This window comes from Mesorhizobium sp. LNJC405B00 (assembly GCF_000502615.1).
GTDB lineage: Bacteria > Pseudomonadota > Alphaproteobacteria > Rhizobiales > Rhizobiaceae > Mesorhizobium.
On the sequence record NZ_AYWC01000015.1, the window covers coordinates 63,164 to 88,049 of the forward strand.

Genomic DNA, 24,886 nt, shown 5'->3' on the forward strand with positions numbered 1-24,886 from the left:
GGGCTAGAATTGGGATGCTTTCGATGAGGAAATACCTGTTTTCGGCAGGATTCGCGCTCCTGTTCGCGGCGACCTCGGTCTCTGTCACCACGATGGTACCGCCGGCCTTCGCCAGTGAAATCAAGTATGTCGTCAACAACATGCCGATCACCACCGGCGACATCGCGCACCGGGCTGCCTTCCTGAAACTGCAGCGCAAGAAGGGTGACGCGGGTCAGGAAATGATCGACCAGACGCTGCGTATGGCGGAGGCCAGGCGTCTCGGCATCCGCATCTCCGACGCCCAGGTAGAGGCTGCCTATCAGCGCTTTGCCTCGAGCAACAAGATGCAGCTCAAGCAGCTCGACGGTGTCATGGCGCAGTCCGGCGTGACCAAGGAGCATTTCAAGGAATTCATCCGCTCCCAGATGGCGTGGAACCAGGCGCTGAGCGCACGATACAGCGGCGGCGGCGGGCAGGTGAGCGAACAGGATCTGGTCAAGCGCATGCTCGAAAAAGGCGGCGCCAAGCCAAGCGCCACCGAGTACATGCTGCAGCAGGTGATCTTCGTGGTGCCGAAGGCCGAGCGCAGTGCCACACTCGCCAAACGCAAGCGCGAGGCCGAAGCCATGCGCGCCCGCTTCAATGGCTGCAACACCACGCGTGAATTCGCCAAGGGCCTGATCGACGTCACCGTTCGCGACCTCCCCCGATTGCTGGCGCCGCAACTGCCGCCGGACTGGGCCGAGCAGATCAAGGCCACCAAGCTGGGCGGCGCCACGGCCGTGCGCGAGACCGATCGCGGCATTGAATTCATCGGCATCTGCTCGTCGCGCGAGGTTTCCGACGACAAGGCGGCCCAGATGGTGTTCCAGAGCGAAGGCAGCGGCGACAAGAACGCCGACGAGCTCTCGGCCAAATATGTCGAAGAGCTGAAGGCGAAAGCCAAGATCGTTACGCGCTGAACCGGCCCAGCCGTGCGTGAGACAGAGCTTCCGCTGGCGCTGAGCGTCGGCGATCCATCCGGCGTCGGTCCGGAAATCGCCATTGCCGCGTGGCAGAGCGCCAGCGGTTCCGGTGCCGCGCCCTTCTATCTTCTCGCCGATCCGGCGCTGATTGCCGCGCGGGCGCGCCGGCTCGGCGCGGCGGTGGCAATCGCCGAGACGGTGCCGGCCCAAGCGGCTGGTGTCTTTCAACACGCCTTGCCCGTGGTGCCGCTGGCGGCCCACTTCACCGATGATCCCGGCCGGCCCGACCCGGCCAATGCCGCCGGCATCATCGAGGCCATCGATCGCGCCGTCGCCGACTGCCTTGCCGGTCACGCGGCCGCGGTCGTCACCTGTCCGATCGCCAAGAAGCCGCTCTACGATGCCGGCTTCGGCTTTCCTGGCCACACCGAGTATCTGGCGCATCTGGCCTCGCTCCACACCGGCGGCACGGTGACGCCGGTGATGCTGATCGCCGGCCCCGAATTGCGCACCGTTCCTGTCACCATCCACATCGCGCTGGCCGAGGTGCCGAAGACGCTGACGACGGAGCTGATCGTTGCCATCGCGCGCATCACCGCCGGCGATCTTTCACGCCGTTTCGGCATCGCCAGGCCGAGGCTCGCGCTTGCCGGCCTCAATCCGCATGCCGGCGAAAGCGGCGCCATGGGGACAGAGGACGAGCGCATCATTCGTCCTGCGGTCGACATGTTGCGGGCGCAAGGCATCGATGCCTTCGGGCCGCTGCCGGCCGATACGATGTTTCATGCGCGCGCCCGCGCCGGCTACGACGTGGCGGTCTGCATGTATCATGACCAGGCGTTGATCCCGGCCAAGGCGCTGGCCTTCGACGAGGCCGTCAACGTCACGCTTGGCCTGCCGTTCATCCGCACCTCGCCCGATCACGGCACAGCCTTCGACATCGCCGGCAAGGGCATCGCACGTCCCGAGAGCCTGATCGCGGCGCTGAAGCTGGCCCGCCGGCTGGCCGATACCGGCGCAAACCCCGCAGCTGCATGAGCCCAAAATCATGAGCCCAAAATCATGAGCCAAATTCATGAGCATTGACGGGCTGCCGCCGCTGCGCGAGGTGATCGAGCGCCATGGACTGCAGGCAAAGAAGGCGCTTGGCCAGAATTTCCTGCTCGACCTCAATTTGACCGGCAAGATCGCGCGGGTCGCCGGCGACCTCAGCGACAGCACGGTGATCGAGGTCGGCCCCGGCCCCGGCGGGCTGACCAGGGCGCTGCTCTCTGCCGGTGCCCGTCGCGTTGTCGCCATCGAGCGCGACGAACGCTGCCTGGCGGCCTTGGCCGAGGTCTCCAACCACTATTCGGGCCGACTCGAGGTGATCAGCGGCGACGCGCTGAAGACGGATTTTGCCACTCTTGCCAAGGCCGCGTCACAAGGCGGCGGCCCCGTGAGGATTGCCGCCAACCTGCCCTATAATATCGGCACCGAGCTGTTGATCCGTTGGCTGACCGTGGCGGACTGGCCACCCTTCTATCAATCGATGACGCTGATGTTCCAGCGCGAGGTGGCCGAGCGCATTGTCGCCGGTGCCGGCAGCGATGCTTATGGCCGGCTCGGCGTGCTGGCGGGCTGGCGGACCGAGGCGAGGATCGCCTTCGACGTGCCGCCGCAAGCGTTCACGCCGCCACCCAAGGTAACGTCCTCGGTGGTGCATCTGGTGCCGCGCGCCAGCCCTTTGTCAACCGACGTGAAAAAACTCGGTCGCGTCACCGAAGCCGCTTTCGGCCAGCGCCGGAAGATGCTGCGGCAGAGCGTGAAGAGCCTGGGTGGCGAGGCACTGCTGACGCGCGCCGGCATCGATCCGACCCGGCGTGCCGAGACGCTCAGCGTCGAGGAATTCGTGCGGCTGACAAACGCGGTTTGACCGGCGGCGCTGGCGCGGCCTAGCAATCGTCATTCAAACGAATTGCATTGACGTCGAAGGAGATTGCCATGCCAGCAAATGCACTGGTCCAGACGCGTATCGACGGCGACATCCGGGATCGAGCTTCGGCGGTGCTTGAAAGCATGGGGCTGACGGTCTCGGATGCGGTGCGGATATTGCTCACCCGAACCGCCAACGAGGGTGCGCTGCCCATCGATCTCGTCACAAACAACGAGGCGTATGATTTATGGTTTCGCGCCAAGGTTCGCGAAGCGCTCGACGACACCCGACCAGACATTCCTGATGATCAAGTCGAGGCGCATTTTGCCGAGAGACGCGCCGCGGCGCGGCGTTCGGGTGAACCTAAATCTTGAAGATCGTCTGGTCGCCATTCGCGCTTTCAGATCGCGACGGCATCTTCGCGCATATCGAGGCCGACAATCCTGCGGCCGCGATCGCCACCGATGAGCGGATCGTCGCCGCAATCAACCGTCTTCGGACTTCCCCAAAGCGGCCGGATCGGCAGGCGTGCAGGGACACGAGAGATCGTCATCGTCGGCACGCCATATGTCGCGGCCTATCAGCTGACCAACAGCACGATTCGAATCCCGCGCGTGCTTCACGGAGCGCTGCGTTGGCCGGACGATCTGCCAGGCAGCTGATGCGGCTAATTTAGATTGCCAGCGGTGGACGAGCTACTCAGTCTTCTCGTCCAGCAACCCCGAGACGAAATCGAACAGCCCGGGCCGCCGGTCGCGCCGCAGCCTTTCCGCCGTCACGATGCCACGCACTTCGGCGAAGGCGCGGTCGAGATCGTCGTTGACGATGACAAAGTCATATTCCTTCCAGTGCTCGATCTCGTTGCGGGCGTTCTTCAGCCTGGTCTCGATCACGTGCTCCTGGTCCTCGGCGCGGCGCTTGAGGCGCGACTTCAATTCCTTCATCGACGGCGGCAGGATGAAGATCGAGACGATGTCGGCGCGCATCTTCTCCTTGAGCTGCTGGGCGCCTTGCCAGTCGATGTCGAAGAGCATGTCACGGCCCTGCGCCAGCGCCAGTTCGGCCGGCTCGCGCGGCGTCGCGTAGCAATTGCCGTGCACCTCGGCCCATTCGAGCAACGCGTCGGAATCGCGCAGCCGCTCGAACTCGCGCGTGGTGCGGAAGTGATAGTGGACGCCCTCGATCTCCGAGCCGCGGCGTGGCCTGGTGGTGACCGAGACCGATAATTCCAGGCTGCCGTCGCTTTCCAGCAGGTTGCGCGCGATCGTCGACTTGCCGGCGCCCGACGGCGACGACAGGACCAGCATCAGCCCGCGGCGGCGAATGCGGGATCCGAGATCCCTGGCAACCATCGGCTCCTTGCCACCCATTCGGGTTTACTCCAGATTCTGGACCTGTTCGCGAAACTGGTCGACCACCGCCTTCAGTTCCAGCCCGATGGCGGTGACAGTGGCGGCGTTCGACTTGGAACACAGCGTATTCGATTCGCGGTTGAATTCCTGCGCCAGAAAATCGAGCTTGCGGCCGATGGCGCCGCCATTTGCCAGCAGCGCTCTGCCCGACGCCACGTGCGTCTTCAGCCGATCGATCTCTTCACGGATATCGGCCTTGGTGGCCAGGAACGCCGCTTCCATGTGCAGCCGGCCGGCATCGAGATTGGCCGACGCATCCATCAGCAGCCGCACCTGTTCGGCGATCCGCTCGCGGATCGCCGCCGGTTCGCGCGACGGGTCGGCCTCGGCTTGAAGCGTCAACGCTTCGATGGCGTCGATATGGCCGGAAAGCAGCGAACGCAGCGCTTCGCCCTCGTTCTGGCGTGCCTGCTCGAGACCTGTAAGCGCCGTTTCCAGCGCGGACAGGATTGACGCGTCGAGTGCTGCCCGCACCTCCTCGGTTTCGCTGGTTTCAGGGATATCGAGCACGCCGCGCAGGGAAAGCAGACCGTCGGCAGTTGCCGGACCAACACCGAACTGGTCCTGCAGCCGCTTGGCCAAGCCCGCCAGATCCCTGAGGAAGGCTTCGTTGACCACCGGCTGCGCCTGCTGGCCGGCGGCGCAGCCGACGGTTAGCGTCGCTTGGAAATTGCCACGCGAAAAGCGCTTCTGCAGCGTCTGCCGCACAGTCGGTTCGAGCCGCTCGAAACCTTGCGGCAACCGCAACCTGACCTCGACGCTCTTGCCGTTGACCGACTTGACCTCCCAGGCGATCGAGGCGCCGTCATGTTCGGCAACAGTGCGTGCAAATCCGGTCATGCTCTGCAAATTCATGATGCGGCTCGTGTCTCCCTGATGCGATTCTACAAATTGCGCATGCGTTCGATATCACGGGCGGCGCGAATGTCAGAATCGCAATACCGGCAAGATGTTGATTTCCGCTGTCGTTTCGATCTCGCAGGGCTGAAATCGAGAAGCAGAGGCACCCGAGCAAGACCGAAAACGCTTCGAACCGCGCTGTTCGTTCAAAGCAGCAGCGCGTCCGCCTCTGTCCGCGTTGCTTAAGGTCGATCCGTCTGAAAGCGCCGACCTGCTACTGGGCGGCACCCGTATCGCCGCCGGCATCACCGCTGTCACCGGCGGCATCGCCACTTGCGTCACCGTTGTCGTCGCCATTCGCCGGCGCATCGGTCTGGCCCGGAGTCTTGGCGCCCTTGGCGGCGTCTTCAGCCTGCTTCTTCTGCAGTGCCCGGTAGCGGGCAACGTTCTCATTGTGCTCGGCAAGCGTGGTGGCAAAGACGTGGCCGCCGGTGCCGTCGGCGACGAAATAGAGATCATCGGTCTTCGACGGGTTGGCGACGGCTTCGAGCGCGGCGCGGCCGGGATTGGCGATCGGCGTCGGCGGCAGGCCATTGATCAGATAGGTGTTGTAAGGCGTCTGTTTCTGGATATCAGATTGATAAATCGGCCGGTCGGCGGGTTTGCCCTTGCCGCCGAACAGGCCGTAAATGATGGTCGGATCGGATTGCAGCCGCATGCCCTTGGCCAGACGGTTGAGGAAGACGGCGGCAACGCGCGAGCGCTCGTCGCCCCGGCCGGTTTCCTTTTCGACGATCGAGGCCAAGGTGACGAAGTCGTCGACATTGGCCAGAGGCAGGTCGGGCGCGCGCCGCTGCCAGACCTCGTCGACCAGCTTCTTCTGGTCGGCGAGCAGCTTGTCGACCATCTGTTGGCGCGTGGCGCCGCGGGTAAAGCGCAGCGTGTCGGTGGCGAGGCTGCCCTCAGCCGGCTTGGCGGCCGGCATGTCGCCGGTCAGCGCATCCTGCTCGGCGATGCGCTGCAGCGCCTGCTCGACCGTCAGGCCCTCGGGAATGGTCAGCGAGTACATCACCGACTTGCCGCTCTTCAGAAGCTCCATGATGTCGCGCATGGAGGCGCGCGGCTTTATCTCGTATTCGCCTGCCTTCAGCGCTGAATCATTGCCATAGACCCGCACGGCGATGCGGAAGATGCGGGCATCGCTGATCAGCCCACGCCGTTCGAGCTGGTCGGCAATATCCTGGACGCCGGTGCTCGGCTTGACCAGGAAGGTGTCGCCGGCCACCGACGGGCCCGGTTCGTTGAATGCCTGCTTGCCGAAATAGAGCGAAACGCCGGCGGCGAGGATCATCAACATCACCGCGGAGATGACGAAGTTCATGAACACGACGACTTGGCTGCGCGAGGCGCGCGAGCGCTTTGGTGGTGGTGTGCCGGCTTCCGGGCGCAAAGCCTCGGCCGCGGTCTTCGGCACGATCGGGCCGGTCTGCTGGTTTTGTCCGAATTGTCCGCTGCCGCCCGGATTGGTGTTCATTAGCGCCCTACCATCTGATCTCTTAGAGCGACCATGCGCCCGATTGGACGCACAGCGTGCCCTAACATTTCAAGCCTACGCATCGTGCTTTTAAAAAAGCGCCTTCGGTTTCAGGCCGATGCGACGAATCCCCAGCGGCAGAGTAGGCTTGAATATGGCAAAATTGACGACAGACCGCTGGCGCGCCGGTCGATACCGCAATCAGCCTGTATAACGCTGGAAGACCAGCGAAGCGTTGGTGCCGCCGAAGCCGAAGGAGTTGGACAGCGCCACGTCCACCTGGCGATGCCGTGGCGTGTTCGGAACAAGATCGATCGCGGTTTCGCGTTCCGGGTTGTCAAGATTGATGGTAGCTGGCGCGATGTTGTCTCTGATAGCGAGGATCGAAAAGATCGCCTCGGCGGCACCCGCGGCACCCAGGAGATGGCCGATCGACGACTTGGTCGACGACATCGAGATTTTCGAGGCGGCGTTGCCGACCAGCCGCTCGACGGCGCCGAGTTCGATCGTGTCGGCCATGGTCGAGGTGCCGTGCGCGTTGATGTAGTCGACGTCGGCGGGCGTCAGCCTGGCCCGGTTCAGCGCCGCCGTCATGCAGCGGAAGGCGCCGTCGCCGTCTTCGGCCGGTGCAGTGATGTGATAGGCATCGCCGGTCAGGCCGTAGCCGGTGACCTCGGCATAGATCTTGGCGCCGCGCGCCTTGGCGTGTTCGAGTTCTTCCAGCACGACGACCCCGGCGCCCTCGCCCATGACGAAGCCGTCACGGTCGCGGTCATAGGGACGCGAGGCCTTCTCAGGCGTGTCGTTGCGGTCGGTGGACAGTGCCCGGCAAGCAGCGAAGCCGGCAAGCGATAGTCTGGTCACCGGCGATTCCGCGCCGCCGGCCAGCATCACGTCGGCATCGCCGAAGATGATCAGCCGGGCGGCATCGCCAATGGCGTGCGCGCCGGTCGAGCAGGCGGTGACGACGGCGTGGTTGGGGCCTTTCAGCCCATGCCGGATCGATACCTGGCCAGATACCAGGTTGATAATGTTGCCGGGAATGAAGAATGGACTGATACGGCGCGGTCCGCGCTCTTTCAGGATGATAGCGTTCTCGGCGATGCCCTCGAGGCCGCCAATGCCGGAGCCGATCATGACGCCGGTGGCGCAGCGCTCGGCTTCGGTGCTGGGCTCCCAGCCGGAATCCTTCAGCGCTTCGTCGGCGGCCGCAATCCCGTAAAGGATGAAGTCGCCGATCTTGCGCAGTTCCTTGGGCTCGAGCACGGCTTCGGGATTGAGCGTGCCGTTGGTGCCGTCACCGCGCGGAATGACGTGGGCGATCTTGCAGGCAAGATCTTCCACTTCGAACTCGGTGACGCGCTTGGCGGCGCTGCGGCCGGTCAGAAGTTCCTTCCAGCTGTGCTCGAAGCCCATGCCGAACGGCGAAACCAGGCCAAGGCCCGTGACGACGACACGCCTCATCGCAGGTCCTCCCCGGTGATGACTGCGGATAGTGTCAGGCCGAAGCCTTGTCGATGTACTTCACGGCATCGCCGACGGTCAGGATGGTCTCGGCCGCATCGTCCGGAATCTCGACGCCGAACTCTTCTTCGAAGGCCATGACGAGTTCGACCGTGTCGAGGCTGTCCGCGCCCAGATCATCGATGAAGCTCGCCTGCTCCGTCACCTTGTCGGCATCGACGCCAAGATGTTCGATGACGATCTTCTTGACGCGCTCTGCGGTGTCACTCATTTGGGGCATCCTCGTCTTTTGTTTGTCTGTCTTCGTTAGCGGGCAGAATGCCGCTAATCAAGCTGAAAGATGGTCCTGCCGGAAACGCAACGATGCCGGACCGGTTTTTGCCCGAACCGCCGGGTTGCGGGCCGCATTACACGAAAAATGGCCGAGGTCCAAGGCGAAATGGTCTCTTTTCACAAGCCGGCCATGTCTTCTTATCACCCGGCAATATCCCGTCAGATCATGGCCATGCCGCCGTTGACGTGGATGGTCTGGCCGGTGACGTAGGCTGCCTCGTTGGAGGCGAGATAGGCGACGGCCGACGCCACTTCAACACTCGTGCCCATGCGGCGCGTCGGGATCGCGGCCATTATCGCGTCTTTCTGCTTGTCGTTGAGCTTGTCGGTCATGGCCGATTCGATAAAGCCCGGGGCGACGCAGTTGACGGTGATGTTGCGGGTGGCGATCTCCTGCGCCAGCGACTTCGAAAAGCCGATCATGCCGGCCTTGGAGGCGCAATAATTGGTCTGGCCAGGATTGCCGGTGACGCCGACCACCGAGGTGATGTTGATGATGCGGCCATGGCGGCGGCGCATCATCGGATGGGTCAGCTCGCGGGTCAGCCGGAACACGGCGGTGAGGTTCACCTCCAGCACGCTGTCCCAATCCGCGTCCGCCATGCGCACGAACAGGCCGTCCTTGGTGATGCCGGCATTGTTGACCAGTATGTCGACGCCTTCGAGTTCGGCTTCGGCCTTCTGGCCAAGCGCCTTGACCTCGTCACGGTCGGCAAGATTGGCCGGGAACAGCTTTACCCGGTCGCCGAGTTCGCCGGCCAGGGTCTCCAGTTTCTCGATGCGGGTGCCGTGCAGGCCGACAATGGCGCCTTGCGCATGCAGCACCCGGGCAATCGCCTCGCCAATGCCGCCCGATGCGCCGGTGACGAGCGCCTTGCGGCCGGTCAGTTCGAACATTTTCGTCTCCTGATCTTAAGAGAACACCCTTCCCACGGGAGGGGTTGAATCGCCAGTGGATTATGCAAGCGCGACCAGTGCCGCCTCGACATCGGCCGGGGTGCCGGCAGCTGATGTGGCGATGTCGCGGTTGATCCGCCGCGCCAGGCCCGACAGCACCTTGCCGGCGCCGATCTCATAGAGCGTGGCGACGCCATTGGCGCCGAACCACTCCACCGTTTCGCGCCAGCGCACGCGGCCGGTGATCTGCTCGACCAGGCGGCGCGCGATCTCGTCGGGGTCGCTGCTCGGGGCCACAGTGACGTTGGAGACGACGGGCACGACCGGTGCATTCTTGGTCACGCCGGCCAGCGCCTCGCGCATGACATCGGCCGCCGGCGCCATCAGCGCCGAATGGAAGGGGGCGGAGACCTGCAGCATCAGCGCCCGCTTGGCGCCCTTTTCGGTGCACAGTTTCGCGGCGAGTTCCACCGCCGCCCTGGCGCCGGAGATCACCAGCTGGCCACCGCCATTGTCGTTGGCGATCTGGCAGACTTTGCCGGATCCCGTTGCGGCCTCGGTGCAAGCGGCTTCGACGTCGGGCTGTTCCAGTCCGATGATCGCCGCCATGGCGCCCTCGCCGGCCGGCACCGCCGCCTGCATGGCGTTGCCGCGGATGCGCAGCAGCCGGGCGGCATCGGCGACCGAAACGAAACCGGCCGCGGCAAGGGCGGAATATTCGCCGAGCGAATGACCGGCAACGTAAGCAACCTTGTCCTTCAGCGAAAAGCCGCGCGCTTCCAGCGAGCGGATTCCCGCCAGCGAGACCGCCATCAGCGCCGGCTGGGCATTGGCAGTCAGGGTCAGCGCCTCTTCCGGGCCTTCCCAGATCAGTTTCGACAGCTTTTCGCCCAGCGCATCATCCACTTCCTCGAACACCCTGCGTGCCTCGGGGAAGGCGTCGGCGAGGTCCTTGCCCATGCCGACAGCCTGGCTGCCCTGTCCCGGAAAGGTGAATGCGACGGCCATTTGGGCGCTCTCCAGCGGCTGATTTTTCCTGCCTGTGACGCAAGGCGGACCGCCAAGTCAAGCCCGAAGGCGGCATTTCGGCTCTCGCTTGAACCGGAGCTGACCTCGAGTCCCTGTTCCCAAAGGCTTTTTGCCGATCACACCTGATGAAAACCGCTCACGAATCGTTTGCTGGCTCTTCTTATTTTCGCCACAGGCGCTAGCTTTTGCATGACAGTTCTATGACAGAACGGTGGCGCGAGTGGAAATACGCGTTGCTTGGGCCGGGGGAAGAGACGTGGCTAGGATCAGGAAGGGCACGGCCGTACCCGCGCCACAGTTCTTGGAAGACGATCCGTCCACCGGCTACCTGCCGGGGCGCAGATGGCCGGTCATCCGCTACGGTCTGGTCACGCTGCTTGCCTCCGCCATCCTGGTGTTCGCCATCGAATGGATCGTGCGGGGCGACTTCTTCGGCACGGTCGACTTCTTCCTGCAGCCATTCAAGCCGGGCTGGACCACCATCATTGTCTTTGCATTGGTGCTGATGGGACTGGACGCCGTGCTTGGCCGCAGTCACCAGAGCCTGATGATCGTGGCGCCGCTGACGCTGGCGCTGGCCTTTGTCGGGCATCAGAAGTCGCATTATCTCGGCGATCCACTCTACCCAACCGATTTTCTTTATTCGCGCCAGATCATGGCACTGATGCCGCTCTTGGTGCGCGAACGGCCCTGGACGGCGCTCGCCATGGCGGTCGGCATCGTCGCCGGCCTGTCGCTGCTGATCTATGGCTGGCGGTTGTGGCGCCGCAAGGTTCCGATCCTCAGCCGCAAAGGGCGGCTGGCGCGGCTGACGCTGGCAGTGCCGCTGCTCGCCTTCTTCGTCTCGATCATGGACTACGCCACCTTCTCGTGGACCCGCGACCGGCTGCAGATCATCCCGATCATGTGGGACCAGAAGGAGAACTACGCCTCCAACGGGTTTGCGCTGGCCTTCGCGCTCAACGTGCCGATGGCGCATGTCTCGGCCCCGGCGGGCTATTCCGACAAGGCGATCGACGCGATCGACAGGCCTGATGTGGCGGCCTCGGTACCGGATGAGAAACCCGACATCATCGTGGTGATGAGCGAATCTTTCTGGGATCCGACCAAGCTGCCCGGCGTCACAATCACGCCTGACCCGATCCCCAATGTGCGGGCGCTGCGTTCCGGCTATATGTTCTCGCCGGAATTCGGCGGCATGACCGCCAACATCGAATTCGAGGCGCTGACCGGCTTTTCCAATGCCTTCCTGCCGGCGGGCTCGATCCCCTATCAGCAATATGTGCGCACGCCGACGCCGTCGCTGGCGACCTTCCTGAAAAGCGAGGGATACCGGGCGCGCGCCATCCATCCGGGCACCAACTGGTTCTGGAACAGGGGCGCCGTCTATGCCGATTTCGGCTTCAACGATTTCCGCTCGGAAGAGACGCTGCCGCCACTGGAAAAGCGCGGGCCGCTGGCTTCCGATGCCTCGATGACCGACGAGATCATCGCAGAGGCCGACGCCAGCGAGCGGCCGGTGTTCTTCTTCGCCGTCAGCCTGCAGAACCACGGTCCCTACGAGCCGTACCGCTATTACAATCCGACCCACAAGGTCGCGGCGCCGATCAGCACATGGGCGCGGGAATCGCTGCTCAGCTACGCCGAAGGCTCCGCCGATGCCGACCGTGGCCTCGAACGATTGATCGAATGGGCGAAGAAGCGCGAGCGGCCGACGGTCATCGCCTTCTTCGGCGACCATCTGCCGCCGCTCGGCCCCGTCTATGTCGAAACCGGTTACCTGAAAGACAATGTCGCGCCGCGCAAGGAACCGACGCCGGAGGCGGCACTGGAGCATCATCAGACGCCGCTGGTCATCTGGTCTAACCGCACCGGTCCGGCGCAGGATATGGGCGCGGTGAGCCCGGCCTTCCTGCCCTACCATATCCTTACCACGGCCGGGATCACGCACCCCTACTACACCGGCTTCCTGGGCGCGCTGCGCGAACGCTATCGCGTCGTCGACCGCAATCTGCTTTTGACACCGTCAGGTGAGGCCACGCCGGACTGGGCGCGGCAGAAGGACGTTGATCCGGCGATCAACGATTACCGCTTGCTGCAATACGACATGATGTTCGGCAAGCGTAAGGCGGCTCCGGACTTCTTCCCCGAAACGATCAACGGTGGTACCCCGCATACGAGTTGATGCCTGGTATTTTTCCAACCCTGCGACGCCAGGACGCTGTCCGGAGCATGCGTTACCCTTGCCTTCCAGCCAATTTGCTATATAGACGCCCGCAATCTGCCGGTCCTTGCTGGGGGCTGAACGGAGGGCCGGAGGTTTTACCCAAAACCTTCGTGTGAAGCCAGAAGCGCTTCCGCCTCCCGTGTCTCCGCTCTCGACCGTCTCGAAATGCTCCTTTCTTCCCCGCCCCCTCGGGACCAGCGGGTCAGAGAAGTTGCAGAGGCTTTGCCGCGAGGATCCGGGAGAGAAACGAAGAAAGGCACTGAACCACTATGGCTCTATACGAACATGTGTTCCTTGCCCGGCAGGACCTCTCGCAGCAGCAGGTCGATGCGCTTGTCGAACAGTACAAGGGCGTTATCTCCGCAAATGGCGGGTCCGTCGGCCGGGTCGAGAACTGGGGACTGAAGTCCCTCACCTACCGGGTCAACAAGAACCGGAAGGCTTACTACACGCTTATGGACCTCAACTGCCCGCCGGCAGCGCTCAACGAGATGGAGCGCCAGATGGGCCTGTCCGAGGACGTGCTGCGTTTCCTGACCGTCAAGGTCGAGGCGCATGAGGAAGGCCCGTCGGCCATGATGCAGAAGCGCGAAGAGCGCTCGGAACGCGGCGGCTTCGGCGACCGCGACCGTGGCGATCGTGGTCCGCGCTCGTTTGGCGACCGTGACCGCGGCGACCGTGGCGATCGTCCGCCGCGCTCATTTGGCGACGCCGGTGGTGATCGTGGTCCGCGCCGTCCGCGCGAAGGCGTTGAAGGAGGTGCAGAATAATGGTCGACATCAATCAGATCCCGACCCGGCGCCCGTTCCATCGCCGCCGCAAGACCTGCCCGTTCTCCGGCGCCAACGCGCCCAAGATCGACTACAAGGACGTGCGTCTTCTGCAGCGCTACATTTCCGAGCGCGGCAAGATCGTGCCGTCGCGCATCACCGCCGTCAGCCAGAAGAAGCAGCGCGAACTCGCCAAGGCGATCAAGCGCGCCCGCTTCCTCGGCCTGCTGCCCTACGTGGTTCGCTAAGATCTCCGAAGCAGGCGGTTCGCCGCCTGCTTCCTTCTCCCACGGCGACGGGCGCCGCAGGGGTAATGCGATGATGCATGTCGTTGTCCCAAAACCGGGACCACTTTTGGCGACATGCATTGAAATCCCGAGTTGAGGTGAAAAGCCTCTAACTGCCGCGACAGGCAGGACAGCGACACCGGCGCCAAGGCGCTCAGAGCTTCCTGACCTGTTCCATTCAATTCGGCGCCGATCCCGCGGTCGGTGCCAGACGAAGGAACAAGACCATGCAAGTGATTCTTCTCGAACGCGTTTCCCGCCTCGGCCAGATGGGCGATACCGTCAAGGTCAAGGACGGCTTTGCCCGCAACTTTCTCTTGCCGCAGGGCAAGGCGCTGCGCGCCAACGAAGCCAACAAGAAGAAGTTCGAAGGGCAGCGCGCGCAGCTCGAAGCGCGCAACCTCGAGCGCAAGTCGGAAGCCAGCCAGGTTGCCGAAAAGCTCGACGGCAAGAGCTTCATCGCCGTGCGTTCGGCCGGCGAGACAGGCCAGCTCTACGGTTCGGTGTCGACCCGCGACATCGCCGACCTGCTGACCGCCGAAGGGTTCTCGGTCAACCGCAACCAGATCCAGCTCAACCAGCCGATCAAGACTATCGGCGTCACCAATGTGGCGATTGCGCTGCATCCGGAAGTCGAGGTCACCATCAGCCTCAACATCGCCCGCACGGCCGACGAAGCCGAGCGCCAGGCCAAGGGCGAGACGCTGACCACCGCCGAAGCCATCTATGGCGACGACATCAACGACAACGCACGGCCGGAGAACTTCTTCGACCCGAACACCGAGTTCGAAGGCGGCGAAGAAGACAACGCCTGATCCCGCACGGGGCCTGATCGGGAAGCGAGGGGAGCAGCGCTCCAATCACTTCCTCGTCATCCAGCCTTTCTGGACCAATGCCCGGGCCTCTCGCCCGGGCATTTTTGTGCCAAATGGAACTTTTCGAACCCCTATATATTGTTGCAGAATTGGTCCGCCAGTCTGACCGTGAGGGGACATTTGGTGATGAATATTCTGTTGAAGCGCGTTCTCGACCGCCTGGTGCGTACGGGCAATCTGAAAGTCACCGGGCCGAAGGGCTCGACAGTGGTTTTCGGCGACGGCAGCGGCGAGCCGGTGCATATGCACATCAAGACCGCGCATGCCGAGCGCGCCATTACCTTCGATCCGATGCTGGCCGTGCCGGAAGCCTATATGGACGGCGAACTCGACATCATCGAGGGCGGCGTACTGGGTATGATGCGCATCGCCTTCCAGAACATGGGCAGCGGCGGTATCGACGCCACCTGGTCGAAGGCCATCGAGGGTCTGCGCCACGCCTTTCGCCGCCTGCAGCAGATCAACACCGCATCGCGGGCGCGCCGCAACGTGCAGCGCCACTATGACTTGTCGGGTGACCTCTACCGGCTCTTCCTCGACGAGGACATGCAGTATTCCTGCGCCTATTTCGAACAGCCGGACATGACGCTCGACGAGGCGCAGATGGCCAAGAAACGCCATATCGCCGCCAAGCTCAGGCTGAAGGCCGGCCAGACCGTGCTCGATATCGGCTCCGGCTGGGGTGGGCTCGGCCTCTATCTCGCCAAGGCTTTCGATGTCGACGTGCAAGGCGTGACGCTGTCGACCGAGCAGCACGGCGTCGCCACCGACCGGGCGCATGCGCAAGGCTTGCAGGACCGCGTGCATTTCGACCTCAAGGACTACCGCGAACTCAATGAACGCTTCGACCGCATCGTCTCGGTCGGCATGTTCGAGCATGTCGGCGTCAACCACTTCCGCACTTTCTTCGACAAGTCGGCGACGTTGTTGAAGCCCGACGGCGTCATGCTCTTGCACACGATCGGCCGCTCCGGCGTGCCGTGGGCGACCAGCGCCTTCATCCGCAAGTACATTTTTCCGGGCGGCTACATTCCTTCGCTGTCGGAGGTGATGCCGGCGATCGAGAAGTCGGGCCTTGTAGTCACCGACATCGAGATTCTGCGGCTGCACTATGCCGATACGCTGAAGCATTGGGGCCAGCGCTTTGCCGCCAACCGCGACAAGGCCAAAGCCATCTACGACGAGCGCTTCTGTAGGATGTGGGAGTTCTATCTGGCGGCTTCGGAAGCCGCCTTCCGCTGGCAGGATCTGGTGATCTTCCAGATCCAGATCGCCAAGAAGAACGACACGCTGCCGATGACGCGCGACTACATGGCCAAATGTGAAAAGGCGCTCGAAATGCGCGAAATGGGGCATCGTCAGGAGGCGGCGGGCGCCGAGCCTGCTGTCGCCAGGTCTGTGCCTGCCAGGTCCGTTGCTGTCAGGTCCGTTGCGGCCAAGCCAGCGCGCCGTCGCAAGGTGGCGGATCGCGAATAACGCCTCGATTGCGATTGCCGCTTGCCATTGACGGCTCTGACACTGAAAAAGGTCTCGTTCTCGCGAGACCTTTTTTAATGACCTGCCTGCCCACCATCGCCACCACCCTTGTCGAGATCGCCGGCGCCCCGGTGCTCGCGCCACGCGGAGCCTGAGCGTGGAACTCCCCGCCTCGCTGCGACAAGGCGTCGAGCGCCTGCTCGAAACGATACCGCTGGCGGTGCTGCGCCAGGCGGCGAAGACGCTGTCTGACCGCTACCGCGCCGAATTGCGCGACGGCCGCCTGCACATGGCCGAAGAGATGGCGGTAAAAGCCTATCTGGCGACGCGGCTGCCGGCGACCTACGCGGCGGTACGGGCCGGTCTCGACGAACTCGCCTATGCGCGGCCCGATTTCCAGCCAACGAGCTTGCTCGATGTCGGCGCCGGTCCTGGCACGGTGCTTTGGGCCACTACAGACCTGTGGCCCCACCTCGAAGAGGCGGTTCTGGTTGAAGCAAGCGCCGCGGTGCGCAAGGTTGGCCAGTCGCTCGCCCTTGATACCATCGCCACCAGGATGGACTGGCGCGCCGGCGACGTGACCATCGACCTTGCCGATCTCAAGCCTGCCGACCTCGTCACCTGCGCCTATGTGCTGGACGAGATCGCGCCAGCATCGTTGCCGAAGCTTGTCGGCCGGCTCTGGCAGTTGACCGGCGACACACTGCTGATCGTCGAGCCCGGCACACCGGCAGGCTGGCAGCGCATCCTGGCAGTGCGCAGGCAATTGCTGGAGGCCGGGGCGCATGTGCTGGCGCCTTGTCCGCATGAGGCGCCCTGCCCGCTTGAGCCGCCCGACTGGTGCCATTTTTCGCGCCGCGTCGCTCGCTCGCGCCTTCATCGCCTGGCCAAGGACGCGGACGTGCCGTGGGAGGACGAGAAATTCATCTACGTCGCGGCGTCGCGGCAACCCGCGCCTGTACATCCGCCCCGCGTGATTGCGCCGCCGAAATCGGGCTCCGGCAAGGTGCTGCTCAAACTGTGCCAGCCGGATGGCGGCGCCGGCGAGACACTTTTCACCAAGCGCGAGGGCGAGTTGTTCAAGGCAGCGCGGCGACTGGACTGGGGCGATACATTGGACGGAAGAAGCGGATAATCACCGAGATTGTTCTTGCTCTGTTCCAACGACTCGGATAAAGGTCAGCGCCTTTCTGAGTCAACCGGAATCGGGGCGCGGAAACACTCTTCTGTGGACGGTTTGCCGCCCCTGTGAACAAACGGGGCATCGAGGTTGATTGGTCGTGCGGTGATGCAGAAAGGTCAGCACCGATTTATCTCGTTCTGATATCGAGAAGCCGGGATCAAAATCGGGGACATCATGGCAGAGGCAGCGCGAAAATTCGGCGTGGCGGAGCAGCAACCGCTTTATCGTGAAGCGCCGAACAACATCGAGGCCGAACAGGCGCTGCTCGGCGCCATCCTCGTCAACAACGATGCCTTCTACCGCGTCTCCGACTTCCTCAAGGCCGGCCATTTCTACGAGCCGCTGCACCGGAAAATCTTCGAGGTCGCGGCCGAGCTCATCCGCATGGGCAAGGTGGCGACGCCGATCACGCTGAAAACCTTCCTGCCGGCCGACGAGAAGGTCGGCGACATGACGGTGGCGCAATATGTGGTTCGTCTGGCGGTCGAAGCCGTCACCGTCGTCAACGCCACAGACTATGGCCGCGCCATCTACGATCTGGCCACGCGCCGGGCACTGATCACCGTCGGCGAGGACATGGTCAACATCGCCTATGACGCGCCGGTCGACATGGCGCCGTCCGAACAGATCGAGGATGCCGAGCGGCGGCTGTTCGAACTGGCCGAAACCGGCCGTTACGATGGCGGCTTCGAGAGCTTCACCGACGCGGTCAAGACCGCCGTCGACATGGCCAACGCCGCCTATATGCGAGACGGCCATTTGTCGGGCCTCGCCACCGGCATGCGCGATCTCGACCGCCGCATGGGTGGCCTGCAGGCGTCGGATCTGATCATCATTGCCGGCCGTCCGGGCATGGGCAAGACATCGCTGGCCACCAACATCGCCTTCAACATCGCCGAGATGTATGAGCCGGCGCAACAGGCCGACGGCTCGTTCAAGGCAGCCAATGGCGGCGTCGTCGGCTTCTTCTCACTGGAAATGTCGTCCGAGCAGCTCGCCACCCGCATCATTTCCGAACAGACGGAAATTTCGTCGTCAAAAATCCGCCGCGGCGAGATTTCAGAGATGGATTTCGAAAAGCTGGTCGCCTGCTCGCAGACCATGCAGAAGATCCCGCTGTTCATCGACCAGACCGGCGGTATCTCGATCGCGCAGCTGTCGGCGCGGGCGCGGCGGCTGAAGCGTCAGCGCGGCCTCGACCTCATCGTCATCGACTATATCCAGCTGATGCAGGGGTCGAGCGCGAAATCGTCGCAGAACCGGGTGCAGGAAATCACCGAGATCACCACCGGCCTGAAGGCGCTGGCCAAGGAGCTCTCCGTGCCAATCATCGCGCTGTCGCAGCTGTCGCGTCAGGTCGAAAGCCGCGAAGACAAGCGCCCGCAGCTGTCCGATCTTCGCGAATCCGGTTCGATCGAGCAGGACGCCGACGTGGTGATGTTCGTCTATCGCGAGGAATATTATCTGAAGAACCGCGAGCCGAAGCCCGGCACCGACGAGTACATCAAGTGGGAACACGAGATGAACGAGATGCGCGGCAAGGCCGAAGTCATCGTCGCCAAGCAGCGCCACGGCCCGACAGGTTCGGTCAGCCTCGCCTTCCAGGGCGAGTTCACACGGTTTTCCGACCTCGCCGAAGAGCATCATATTGCGGAGAGGTTTGAGTAGCTTTTTGGCCTACCGCAGCGCTCCGTCACACCCCCCTCTGGCCTGCCGGCCATCTCCCCCGCAAGGGGGGAGATCAGCAGCTTTGCGGATGGCGCTCATCTTGCGACGTTGGCGATTGGCGAAAGCAGCGACGATAGCCAATCTCCCCCCTTGCGGGGGAGATGTCCGGCAGGACAGAGGGGGGTGTGCAGGATCACCCTCCTTCGGTCATTTGCAGGCAGCATCACTCCATGGCTAAATCGCGCGTCCAGTTCATCTGCCAGAATTGCGGGTCGGTGCATCAGCGCTGGGCCGGCAAATGCGATGCCTGCGGCGAGTGGAACACGCTGGTCGAGGAAGGCACCTCGGGCGGCATAGGCTCGGGACCGGCCAACACGCGCAATGCGCGCAAGGGCCGCGCCGTGGTGCTGACCAGCCTGTCCGGTGACATCGAGGACGCGCCGCGCATCATCTCGGGCATTGGCGAACTCGACCGCGCCACCGGCGGCGGCTTCGTGCGCGGCTCGGCGCTGCTGGTCGGCGGCGATCCCGGCATCGGCAAGTCGACGCTGCTTACCCAGGCCGCAGCAGCATTGGCGTCAAAAGGCCACCGCATCGTCTATGTCTCGGGCGAAGAGGCTGTCGCGCAGATCCGGCTGCGGGCGCAGCGGCTTGGCGTCGCCGACACGCCGGTCGAACTTGCCGCCGAGACCAATGTCGAGGATATCCTGGCAACAATAGCCGACGGCAGAAGGCCGGACCTCGTCATCCTCGATTCCATCCAGACGCTGTGGACCGACATGGCCGACTCGGCGCCCGGCACCGTCACCCAGGTGCGCGCCTCGGCGCAAGCGATGATCCGCTACGCCAAATCCACCGGTGCTGCCATCGTGCTGGTCGGCCATGTCACCAAGGAAGGCCAGATCGCCGGTCCGCGCGTCGTCGAGCACATGGTCGACGCCGTTCTCTATTTCGAAGGCGAAGGCGGCCATCACTACCGCATCCTGCGCACGGTGAAGAACCGTTTTGGGCCGACCGACGAGATCGGCGTCTTCGAGATGTCGGACAAGGGCTTGCGCGAGGTCGCCAATCCGTCGGAGCTGTTCCTCGGCGAACGCCACGCAAAATCGCCGGGTGCCGCGGTATTTGCCGGCATGGAAGGCACACGTCCGGTGCTGGTCGAGATCCAGGCGCTGGTGGCGCCGTCCACATTGGGCACGCCGCGCCGTGCCGTCGTCGGCTGGGACGGCGCACGGCTGTCGATGATCCTTGCCGTGCTCGAAGCCCATTGCGGCGTGCGCTTCGGCACCCACGATGTCTACCTCAACGTCGCCGGCGGCTACCGGATTTCCGAGCCGGCGGCCGATCTGGCGGTTGCCGCTGCACTGGTTTCGTCGCTCACCGGTCTTGCCCTTCCCGCCGATTGCGTCTATTTCGGCGAAATCAGCCTGTCGGGCGCAGTGAGGCCGGTTGCGCATGCGCAGCAGCGCCTTAAAGAGGCCGAAAAGCTGGGTTTTGGAAGTGCGGTTCTGCCCTTGGGCAGCGAGGAGGTTGTCGGGGGGATCGGGGCCGGCGCTTTCCAGCCGACCGAACTTGCCGATCTCGTCGCACGCATAGCCGGCTCACGGCGCAGCCGTGTCGACGTGGAAGATTGACGCGGCTCGCCCGAGCCGTGAAAAGACAATCTGAGTGGGGCGAAAGACATGCCGATTACGCTGCTGGACGGAATTCTCGTCGGCTTCACCCTGGTCTCGGCGATGCTCGCCATGGTTCGCGGCCTGTCACGCGAAATCCTGTCCGTCGTGTCCTGGGCGGCTGCCGCCGCGGCGGCATTCTTCTTCTACAAGCCGGTGCTGCCTTACGTTCAGCCCTATGTCGAAAGCGACAAGATCGCCATGGCGGCATCCGCCGGCATCGTCTTCCTCATCGCGCTTATCGTCGTTTCCGTCATCACCATGAAGCTAGCCGACTGGATCATCGATTCCAGGATCGGCGCGCTCGACCGTACGCTGGGCTTCCTCTATGGCGCCGCGCGCGGCGTCCTCGTCGTCGCCGTGGCGCTGCTGTTCTTCAACTGGCTGGCCGGCGCCAAGGCGCCTGCCTGGATCGCCAACGCCAAGTCGAAGCCGCTGCTCGAGACCATCGGCGCCAAGCTGGAAAGCCTGCTGCCCGAAGATCCGGAAAACGCCATCCTGAAGAAGCTCAATCCGAATCAGCCGGCAGCCGAGACGCCTCCGGCGGCAGATGCACCGGCGGCGGATGCTCCGGCAACCGGTGACGATACTCCGGCAACCGGTGACGATACTCCCGCGCCCGACGACGAGACCGACGCTCCAGCCGATAACGCACCCGCGCCCGCTGCTCCGGCTCCGGCCGCGCCGGCAAACTGATACGGACGGATGGTGCCGGACAGGAGCCATCCCGGCAGTTCCGGCCTGACTACGTTGCTTTCGCGGTGCTATCGCACTATATGGCCATTTTAGCGGAGCTTGAGCCCCATGGCAGTTTCGAAGGCAGACGCGGACGACGTCCTTTCCGCCGAAGCAAACGATCATTTCCACGATGAATGCGGGGTGTTCGGCATTTTCGGCCGGCAGGACGCTGCGGCCATCGTCACACTAGGCCTGCATGCGCTGCAGCATCGCGGCCAGGAAGCGGCCGGCATCGTCTCCTATGACGGCACGCAGTTCCATGTCGAACGCCATGTCGGCCTGATCGGCGACACCTTCACCAAGCAGCACGTCATCGACAGCCTGCAAGGCAACCGTGCCATCGGCCACACGCGCTATGCCACGACGGGCGGCGCCGGCATGCGCAACATCCAGCCCTTCTTCGCCGAACTCGCCGATGGCGGCTTTGCCGTCGCCCATAACGGCAATCTCACCAACGCCATGACCGTGCAGCGCGCGCTGCAGAAACAGGGCGCGATCTTCTCGTCGACCTCCGACACCGAGACGCTGCTGCATCTCGTTGCCACCAGCAAGGAACGCGATTTGAATTCGCGCTTCATCGACGCCGTGCGTCAGGTTGAAGGCGCTTTCTCGCTGGTTGCGATGACCTCCAAGAAGATGATCGGCTGCCGCGATCCGCTCGGCATCCGCCCGCTGGTGCTCGGCGACCTCGACGGCGCCTGGATCCTGGCCTCCGAAACCTGCGCGCTCGACATTATCGGCGCCCGCTTCGTGCGCGACCTGAAGCCCGGCGAAATGGTCGTGGTGACCTCGAAGGGCATCGAGAGCCTGTTCCCCTTCGAGCCGCAGAAGACCCGCTTCTGCATCTTCGAATATGTCTATTTTGCCCGCCCGGACTCCTCGGTCGAAGGCCGCAATGTCTACGAAGTGCGCAAGCGTATCGGCGCCGAATTGGCGCAGGAAAGCCCGGTCGAGGCCGATATCGTCGTGCCGGTGCCGGATTCCGGCACGCCGGCGGCAATCGGCTTCTCCCAGGCGGCAGGCATCCCCTTCGAACTCGGTATCATCCGCAACCACTATGTCGGCCGAACCTTCATCCAGCCCGGCGATTCGATCCGCCATATGGGCGTCAAGCTCAAGCACAACGCCAACCGCCGGATGATCGAGGGCAAGCGCGTGGTGTTGGTCGACGATTCGATCGTGCGCGGCACCACCAGCCAGAAAATCGTGCAGATGGTGCGCGACGCCGGCGCCAAGGAAGTGCATATGCGCATCGCCTCGCCGCCGACCAGCGCGTCGTGCTTCTACGGCGTCGACACGCCGGAGAAGTCGAAGCTTTTGGCATCGCGCATGTCGATCGAGGAAATGGCCGAGTTCATCCGTGTCGATTCGCTCGGCTTCCTCACCATTGACGGGCTCTACCGCGCCGTCGGCGAAGCCAGCCGCGACAATGAGCAGCCGCAATTCTGCGACGCCTGTTTCACCGGCCAGTACCCGACCCGCCTGCTCGACTTCGAAGGCCACGACAATGTGCGCACGCTGTCGCTGCTGGCGAACAACGGGGCGTAAAGCCCAACTGCTATCCTTGAAAGCGCTCGCATGACCCTCGACCTCTCCGGCCGCGTCGCGGTCGTTACCGGCGCCTCGCGCGGCATCGGCTACTTCATCGCCAAGGAACTTGCCGCCGCTGGCGCGCATGTCATTGCGGTAGCCCGGACCGTCGGCGGGCTGGAAGAACTCGACGACCAGATCAAGGCCGAGCGCGCGAAAACCGGCAAGGGCGAAGCGACGTTGGTGCCTCTCGACCTCTCAGACATGGCCGGCATCGACCGGCTGGGCGGCGCCATTCACGAGCGCTGGGGCAAGCTCGACATTCTGGTGGCCAATGCCGGTGTGCTCGGCGTCATCTCGCCGATCGGCCATGTCGAGGCCAAAACCTTCGAGAAGGTTATGACCATCAATGTCACCTCGACCTGGCGGCTGATCCGCTCGGTCGACCCGCTGCTCAGGCTGTCCGACGCCGGCCGCGCCATTCTCATGTCGTCCGGGGCCGCGCATTCGGCGCGCGCCTTCTGGGCGCCCTATGCGGCGTCGAAGGCGGCTGTGGAAGCCATGACGCGTTCCTGGGCGCATGAGACGCAGAGCCTGCCGCTCCGCATCAATGCGGTCGACCCCGGTGCCACCCGCACCGCCATGCGTGCACAGGCCGCGCCCGGCGAGGATCCGGAAACGCTGCCGCACCCCTCAGAGGTTGCAAAACGCATCGTGCCGCTGGCGAGCCCCGAGCTGAAAGAGACGGGGCTGATCTTCCAGGTCAAGAACAACCGCTTCGTCGCCTACCGGCAGCCGGAATAAACCGGGTTGTAGCGGGATTAAACAGGCCCCCAGTTACGTTTCTTCGAATGTAAGACATTCGAAACCGGAGGACCGACATGCGTAGACTTCTTCTCGTTGCCGCCGCCGCGATTGCCGCCACAGCCGGCGTGGCGCTGGCGCAAGACGCAAAGATGAGTTTCTTCGTCACCAGCGTCGGTTCCGGCAAAGGCGCCGATCTCGGCGGTCTCAAGGGTGCCGACGCGCATTGCGCCTCGCTGGCGGAAGCGGCTGGGGTTACCGGCAAGGAATGGCACGCCTATCTCTCGAGCGCCAATGTCGATGCGCGCGACCGTATCGGCAAGGGTCCCTGGCTCAACGCCAAGGGCGAGAAGATTGCCGATGACGTCGCCTCGCTGCACAGCGACGCCAACGCCATCAACAAGCAGACGGCGCTGACCGAGAAGGGCCAAGTGGTCAATGGCCGCGGCGACAAGCCGAACCGGCACGACATATTGACCGGCTCGAAGCCTGACGGCACCAAGCTCGCCGACCAGACCTGCGGCGACTGGACCTTGAGCGGCGCGGAGGGCGCGGCGATGATGGGCCATCACGACCGCACCGGCCTTGATGAGTCGGCCGCGGCGAAATCCTGGAACTCCTCGCATGCCTCGCGCGGCGGCTGCAGCCAGGAGGCGCTGAAAGGCACCGGCGGCGACGGCCTGTTCTACTGCTTTGCGACGAACTGAGAGACGTCTGGGAGCGGTTCGTTCACGGGTCTGTGATGATCCGGCAGGTCCCTCCCCCCTCGCCCTGCTTTCGCCATCAGCCGGGAGTTGCTAGGGTCGACCCGACTCCGACACTCAGCAAAGCGAGGAATTCCCATGGCTGCTCCCAGCGTAGCATTGGTCTGGTACCTGGTGATCGCCGGCCCGCAAGGCGGCATGGTGGTGCTGCCCAGCACCTTCGACACCCGCGAACAGTGCACAAACGCGATTACCGAATATCAGAAGCAGCCGACGCCGGCCGGCTGGGCGGTCAATTGCGTGCCGAGCGCCTCGCCTTTCACCGATGAGGGTGATGCGGAAGAGCCGGCGGCGCAGTAGCGTAGTTTCCCCCCTCGAGGGGGAGATGGCCGGCAGGCCAGAGGGGGTCGCCTCGCGTAGAGTGCCAACCTCCTTCCGCACAAAGGGCGTCGCGTCCAGTCGGCCCGACCCCCTCTGTCGCCTTCGGCGACAAAGGCATAGGCGCTAAGATAGGTATTGCCCTGCGGAATCGGGTGTGATTCTACACTGCGATGACACACGAATCGCTTGTTGATGACGG

At 63.8% G+C, this 24,886-nt stretch carries 24 protein-coding genes and 1 pseudogene; 18 read left to right on the forward strand and 7 right to left on the reverse strand.

Annotated features, from left to right (window positions below):
* Positions 1-14: 14 nt before the first annotated feature.
* The 5 genes and pseudogenes from X756_RS141645 to X756_RS1000000168055 all read left to right on the forward strand — a co-directional run bounded on the left by X756_RS141645 (position 15) and on the right by X756_RS1000000168055 (position 3,524).
* Complete coding sequence (locus tag X756_RS141645) at positions 15-944, forward strand: peptidylprolyl isomerase (RefSeq protein ID WP_023731133.1); 930 nt, start codon at positions 15-17, stop codon at positions 942-944.
* A 12-nt stretch (positions 945-956) separates the two neighbouring features.
* Positions 957-1,985 carry a 4-hydroxythreonine-4-phosphate dehydrogenase PdxA gene (gene pdxA / locus X756_RS141640; protein WP_031239297.1) on the forward strand — a complete coding sequence of 343 codons (1,029 nt, stop codon included), beginning with the start codon at positions 957-959 and terminating at the stop codon, positions 1,983-1,985.
* A 37-nt stretch (positions 1,986-2,022) separates the two neighbouring features.
* Positions 2,023-2,862 carry a 16S rRNA (adenine(1518)-N(6)/adenine(1519)-N(6))-dimethyltransferase RsmA gene (rsmA, locus tag X756_RS141635; protein WP_023731135.1) on the forward strand — a complete coding sequence of 280 codons (840 nt, stop codon included), beginning with the start codon at positions 2,023-2,025 and terminating at the stop codon, positions 2,860-2,862.
* A gap of 68 nt (positions 2,863-2,930) precedes the next feature.
* Positions 2,931-3,236 (forward strand): type II toxin-antitoxin system RelB/DinJ family antitoxin, encoded by a 306-nt coding sequence (locus X756_RS141630; protein ID WP_023731136.1) that lies wholly within the window; start codon positions 2,931-2,933, stop codon positions 3,234-3,236.
* Positions 3,233-3,524 (forward strand): annotated as a pseudogene (locus tag X756_RS1000000168055) (type II toxin-antitoxin system RelE/ParE family toxin). Before X756_RS141630 ends, X756_RS1000000168055 begins: the two are co-directional and overlap by 4 nt.
* A gap of 33 nt (positions 3,525-3,557) precedes the next feature.
* Here X756_RS1000000168055 and gmk read toward each other — a convergent pair.
* The 7 genes from gmk to fabD all read right to left on the reverse strand — a co-directional run bounded on the left by gmk (position 3,558) and on the right by fabD (position 10,350).
* The gene (gmk, locus tag X756_RS141625; RefSeq protein ID WP_023689111.1) at positions 3,558-4,214 is read right to left on the reverse strand and encodes a guanylate kinase; all 657 of its coding nucleotides are present in this window, start codon (positions 4,212-4,214) and stop codon (positions 3,558-3,560) included.
* A gap of 24 nt (positions 4,215-4,238) precedes the next feature.
* Complete coding sequence (locus X756_RS141620) at positions 4,239-5,129, reverse strand: YicC/YloC family endoribonuclease (protein ID WP_023731137.1); 891 nt, start codon at positions 5,127-5,129, stop codon at positions 4,239-4,241.
* 259 nt (positions 5,130-5,388) lie between these two features.
* Complete coding sequence (gene mltG, locus X756_RS141615; RefSeq protein WP_023731138.1) at positions 5,389-6,648, reverse strand: endolytic transglycosylase MltG; 1,260 nt, start codon at positions 6,646-6,648, stop codon at positions 5,389-5,391.
* Between the two features lie 201 nt (positions 6,649-6,849).
* Positions 6,850-8,112: a beta-ketoacyl-ACP synthase II gene (gene fabF, locus X756_RS141610; protein ID WP_023731139.1), complete on the reverse strand. Its 1,263-nt coding sequence runs from the start codon at positions 8,110-8,112 to the stop codon at positions 6,850-6,852.
* Positions 8,113-8,146: 34 nt separating this feature from the next.
* Positions 8,147-8,383, reverse strand: a complete 237-nt coding sequence (locus X756_RS141605) for an acyl carrier protein (protein WP_006203723.1) — start codon at positions 8,381-8,383, stop codon at positions 8,147-8,149.
* Between the two features lie 221 nt (positions 8,384-8,604).
* Complete coding sequence (gene fabG / locus X756_RS141600) at positions 8,605-9,342, reverse strand: 3-oxoacyl-[acyl-carrier-protein] reductase (RefSeq protein WP_023685686.1); 738 nt, start codon at positions 9,340-9,342, stop codon at positions 8,605-8,607.
* A 60-nt stretch (positions 9,343-9,402) separates the two neighbouring features.
* Positions 9,403-10,350, reverse strand: coding sequence for an ACP S-malonyltransferase (gene fabD / locus X756_RS141595; protein WP_023731140.1), 948 nt, complete (start codon positions 10,348-10,350; stop codon positions 9,403-9,405).
* A 277-nt stretch (positions 10,351-10,627) separates the two neighbouring features.
* On the opposite strand from fabD, the gene X756_RS141590 reads away from it, so the two are divergent.
* The 13 genes from X756_RS141590 (at position 10,628) to X756_RS141530 (ending at position 24,666) form a co-directional block, all read left to right on the forward strand.
* Positions 10,628-12,556: an LTA synthase family protein gene (locus X756_RS141590; protein ID WP_023731141.1), complete on the forward strand. Its 1,929-nt coding sequence runs from the start codon at positions 10,628-10,630 to the stop codon at positions 12,554-12,556.
* Between the two features lie 311 nt (positions 12,557-12,867).
* Positions 12,868-13,368, forward strand: a complete 501-nt coding sequence (gene rpsF, locus X756_RS141585) for a 30S ribosomal protein S6 (protein WP_023672722.1) — start codon at positions 12,868-12,870, stop codon at positions 13,366-13,368.
* Positions 13,368-13,616 carry a 30S ribosomal protein S18 gene (rpsR, locus tag X756_RS141580; protein ID WP_006203718.1) on the forward strand — a complete coding sequence of 83 codons (249 nt, stop codon included), beginning with the start codon at positions 13,368-13,370 and terminating at the stop codon, positions 13,614-13,616. The genes rpsF and rpsR overlap by 1 nt, the downstream gene beginning before the upstream one ends.
* Before the next feature lie 266 nt (positions 13,617-13,882).
* A complete protein-coding gene (gene rplI / locus X756_RS141575; RefSeq protein WP_023672721.1) occupies positions 13,883-14,470 on the forward strand; it encodes a 50S ribosomal protein L9 in 588 nt (195 codons plus the stop codon).
* Positions 14,471-14,656: 186 nt separating this feature from the next.
* Positions 14,657-16,006, forward strand: coding sequence for a cyclopropane-fatty-acyl-phospholipid synthase family protein (locus X756_RS141570; RefSeq protein WP_023731142.1), 1,350 nt, complete (start codon positions 14,657-14,659; stop codon positions 16,004-16,006).
* A gap of 157 nt (positions 16,007-16,163) precedes the next feature.
* Positions 16,164-17,141 carry a small ribosomal subunit Rsm22 family protein gene (locus X756_RS141565; RefSeq protein WP_023731143.1) on the forward strand — a complete coding sequence of 326 codons (978 nt, stop codon included), beginning with the start codon at positions 16,164-16,166 and terminating at the stop codon, positions 17,139-17,141.
* 222 nt (positions 17,142-17,363) lie between these two features.
* Entirely contained in the window at positions 17,364-18,857 is a 1,494-nt protein-coding gene (locus X756_RS141560; RefSeq protein ID WP_023731144.1) for a replicative DNA helicase, read from the forward strand.
* Between the two features lie 230 nt (positions 18,858-19,087).
* The gene (radA, locus tag X756_RS141555) at positions 19,088-20,491 is read left to right on the forward strand and encodes a DNA repair protein RadA (protein ID WP_023672716.1); all 1,404 of its coding nucleotides are present in this window, start codon (positions 19,088-19,090) and stop codon (positions 20,489-20,491) included.
* A 48-nt stretch (positions 20,492-20,539) separates the two neighbouring features.
* Complete coding sequence (locus X756_RS141550) at positions 20,540-21,226, forward strand: CvpA family protein (protein WP_023731145.1); 687 nt, start codon at positions 20,540-20,542, stop codon at positions 21,224-21,226.
* 108 nt (positions 21,227-21,334) lie between these two features.
* Positions 21,335-22,816: an amidophosphoribosyltransferase gene (gene purF, locus X756_RS141545; protein WP_023731146.1), complete on the forward strand. Its 1,482-nt coding sequence runs from the start codon at positions 21,335-21,337 to the stop codon at positions 22,814-22,816.
* Between the two features lie 30 nt (positions 22,817-22,846).
* Positions 22,847-23,602, forward strand: coding sequence for an SDR family NAD(P)-dependent oxidoreductase (locus X756_RS141540; RefSeq protein ID WP_023731147.1), 756 nt, complete (start codon positions 22,847-22,849; stop codon positions 23,600-23,602).
* 77 nt (positions 23,603-23,679) lie between these two features.
* Positions 23,680-24,309, forward strand: coding sequence for a hypothetical protein (locus X756_RS141535; RefSeq protein WP_023731148.1), 630 nt, complete (start codon positions 23,680-23,682; stop codon positions 24,307-24,309).
* A 135-nt stretch (positions 24,310-24,444) separates the two neighbouring features.
* Entirely contained in the window at positions 24,445-24,666 is a 222-nt protein-coding gene (locus X756_RS141530; RefSeq protein WP_023689120.1) for a hypothetical protein, read from the forward strand.
* The last annotated feature ends 220 nt before the right edge of the window (positions 24,667-24,886 follow it).

What these genes read in the sequence shown, in the direction of transcription:
- X756_RS141645 (WP_023731133.1), top strand. Translation starts at nt 15, where the DNA reads ATGCTTTCGATGAGGAAATACCTGTTTTCGGCAGGATTCGCGCTCCTG.
- rsmA (WP_023731135.1), top strand. Translation starts at nt 2,023, where the DNA reads ATGAGCATTGACGGGCTGCCGCCGCTGCGCGAGGTGATCGAGCGCCAT.
- X756_RS141630 (WP_023731136.1), top strand. Translation starts at nt 2,931, where the DNA reads ATGCCAGCAAATGCACTGGTCCAGACGCGTATCGACGGCGACATCCGG.
- gmk (WP_023689111.1), bottom strand. Translation starts at nt 4,214, where the DNA reads ATGGTTGCCAGGGATCTCGGATCCCGCATTCGCCGCCGCGGGCTGATG.
- X756_RS141620 (WP_023731137.1), bottom strand. Translation starts at nt 5,129, where the DNA reads ATGAATTTGCAGAGCATGACCGGATTTGCACGCACTGTTGCCGAACAT.
- mltG (WP_023731138.1), bottom strand. Translation starts at nt 6,648, where the DNA reads ATGAACACCAATCCGGGCGGCAGCGGACAATTCGGACAAAACCAGCAG.
- fabF (WP_023731139.1), bottom strand. Translation starts at nt 8,112, where the DNA reads ATGAGGCGTGTCGTCGTCACGGGCCTTGGCCTGGTTTCGCCGTTCGGC.
- X756_RS141605 (WP_006203723.1), bottom strand. Translation starts at nt 8,383, where the DNA reads ATGAGTGACACCGCAGAGCGCGTCAAGAAGATCGTCATCGAACATCTT.
- fabG (WP_023685686.1), bottom strand. Translation starts at nt 9,342, where the DNA reads ATGTTCGAACTGACCGGCCGCAAGGCGCTCGTCACCGGCGCATCGGGC.
- fabD (WP_023731140.1), bottom strand. Translation starts at nt 10,350, where the DNA reads ATGGCCGTCGCATTCACCTTTCCGGGACAGGGCAGCCAGGCTGTCGGC.
- rpsF (WP_023672722.1), top strand. Translation starts at nt 12,868, where the DNA reads ATGGCTCTATACGAACATGTGTTCCTTGCCCGGCAGGACCTCTCGCAG.
- rpsR (WP_006203718.1), top strand. Translation starts at nt 13,368, where the DNA reads ATGGTCGACATCAATCAGATCCCGACCCGGCGCCCGTTCCATCGCCGC.
- rplI (WP_023672721.1), top strand. Translation starts at nt 13,883, where the DNA reads ATGCAAGTGATTCTTCTCGAACGCGTTTCCCGCCTCGGCCAGATGGGC.
- X756_RS141570 (WP_023731142.1), top strand. Translation starts at nt 14,657, where the DNA reads ATGAATATTCTGTTGAAGCGCGTTCTCGACCGCCTGGTGCGTACGGGC.
- X756_RS141560 (WP_023731144.1), top strand. Translation starts at nt 17,364, where the DNA reads ATGGCAGAGGCAGCGCGAAAATTCGGCGTGGCGGAGCAGCAACCGCTT.
- radA (WP_023672716.1), top strand. Translation starts at nt 19,088, where the DNA reads ATGGCTAAATCGCGCGTCCAGTTCATCTGCCAGAATTGCGGGTCGGTG.
- X756_RS141550 (WP_023731145.1), top strand. Translation starts at nt 20,540, where the DNA reads ATGCCGATTACGCTGCTGGACGGAATTCTCGTCGGCTTCACCCTGGTC.
- purF (WP_023731146.1), top strand. Translation starts at nt 21,335, where the DNA reads ATGGCAGTTTCGAAGGCAGACGCGGACGACGTCCTTTCCGCCGAAGCA.
- X756_RS141540 (WP_023731147.1), top strand. Translation starts at nt 22,847, where the DNA reads ATGACCCTCGACCTCTCCGGCCGCGTCGCGGTCGTTACCGGCGCCTCG.
- X756_RS141535 (WP_023731148.1), top strand. Translation starts at nt 23,680, where the DNA reads ATGCGTAGACTTCTTCTCGTTGCCGCCGCCGCGATTGCCGCCACAGCC.
- X756_RS141530 (WP_023689120.1), top strand. Translation starts at nt 24,445, where the DNA reads ATGGCTGCTCCCAGCGTAGCATTGGTCTGGTACCTGGTGATCGCCGGC.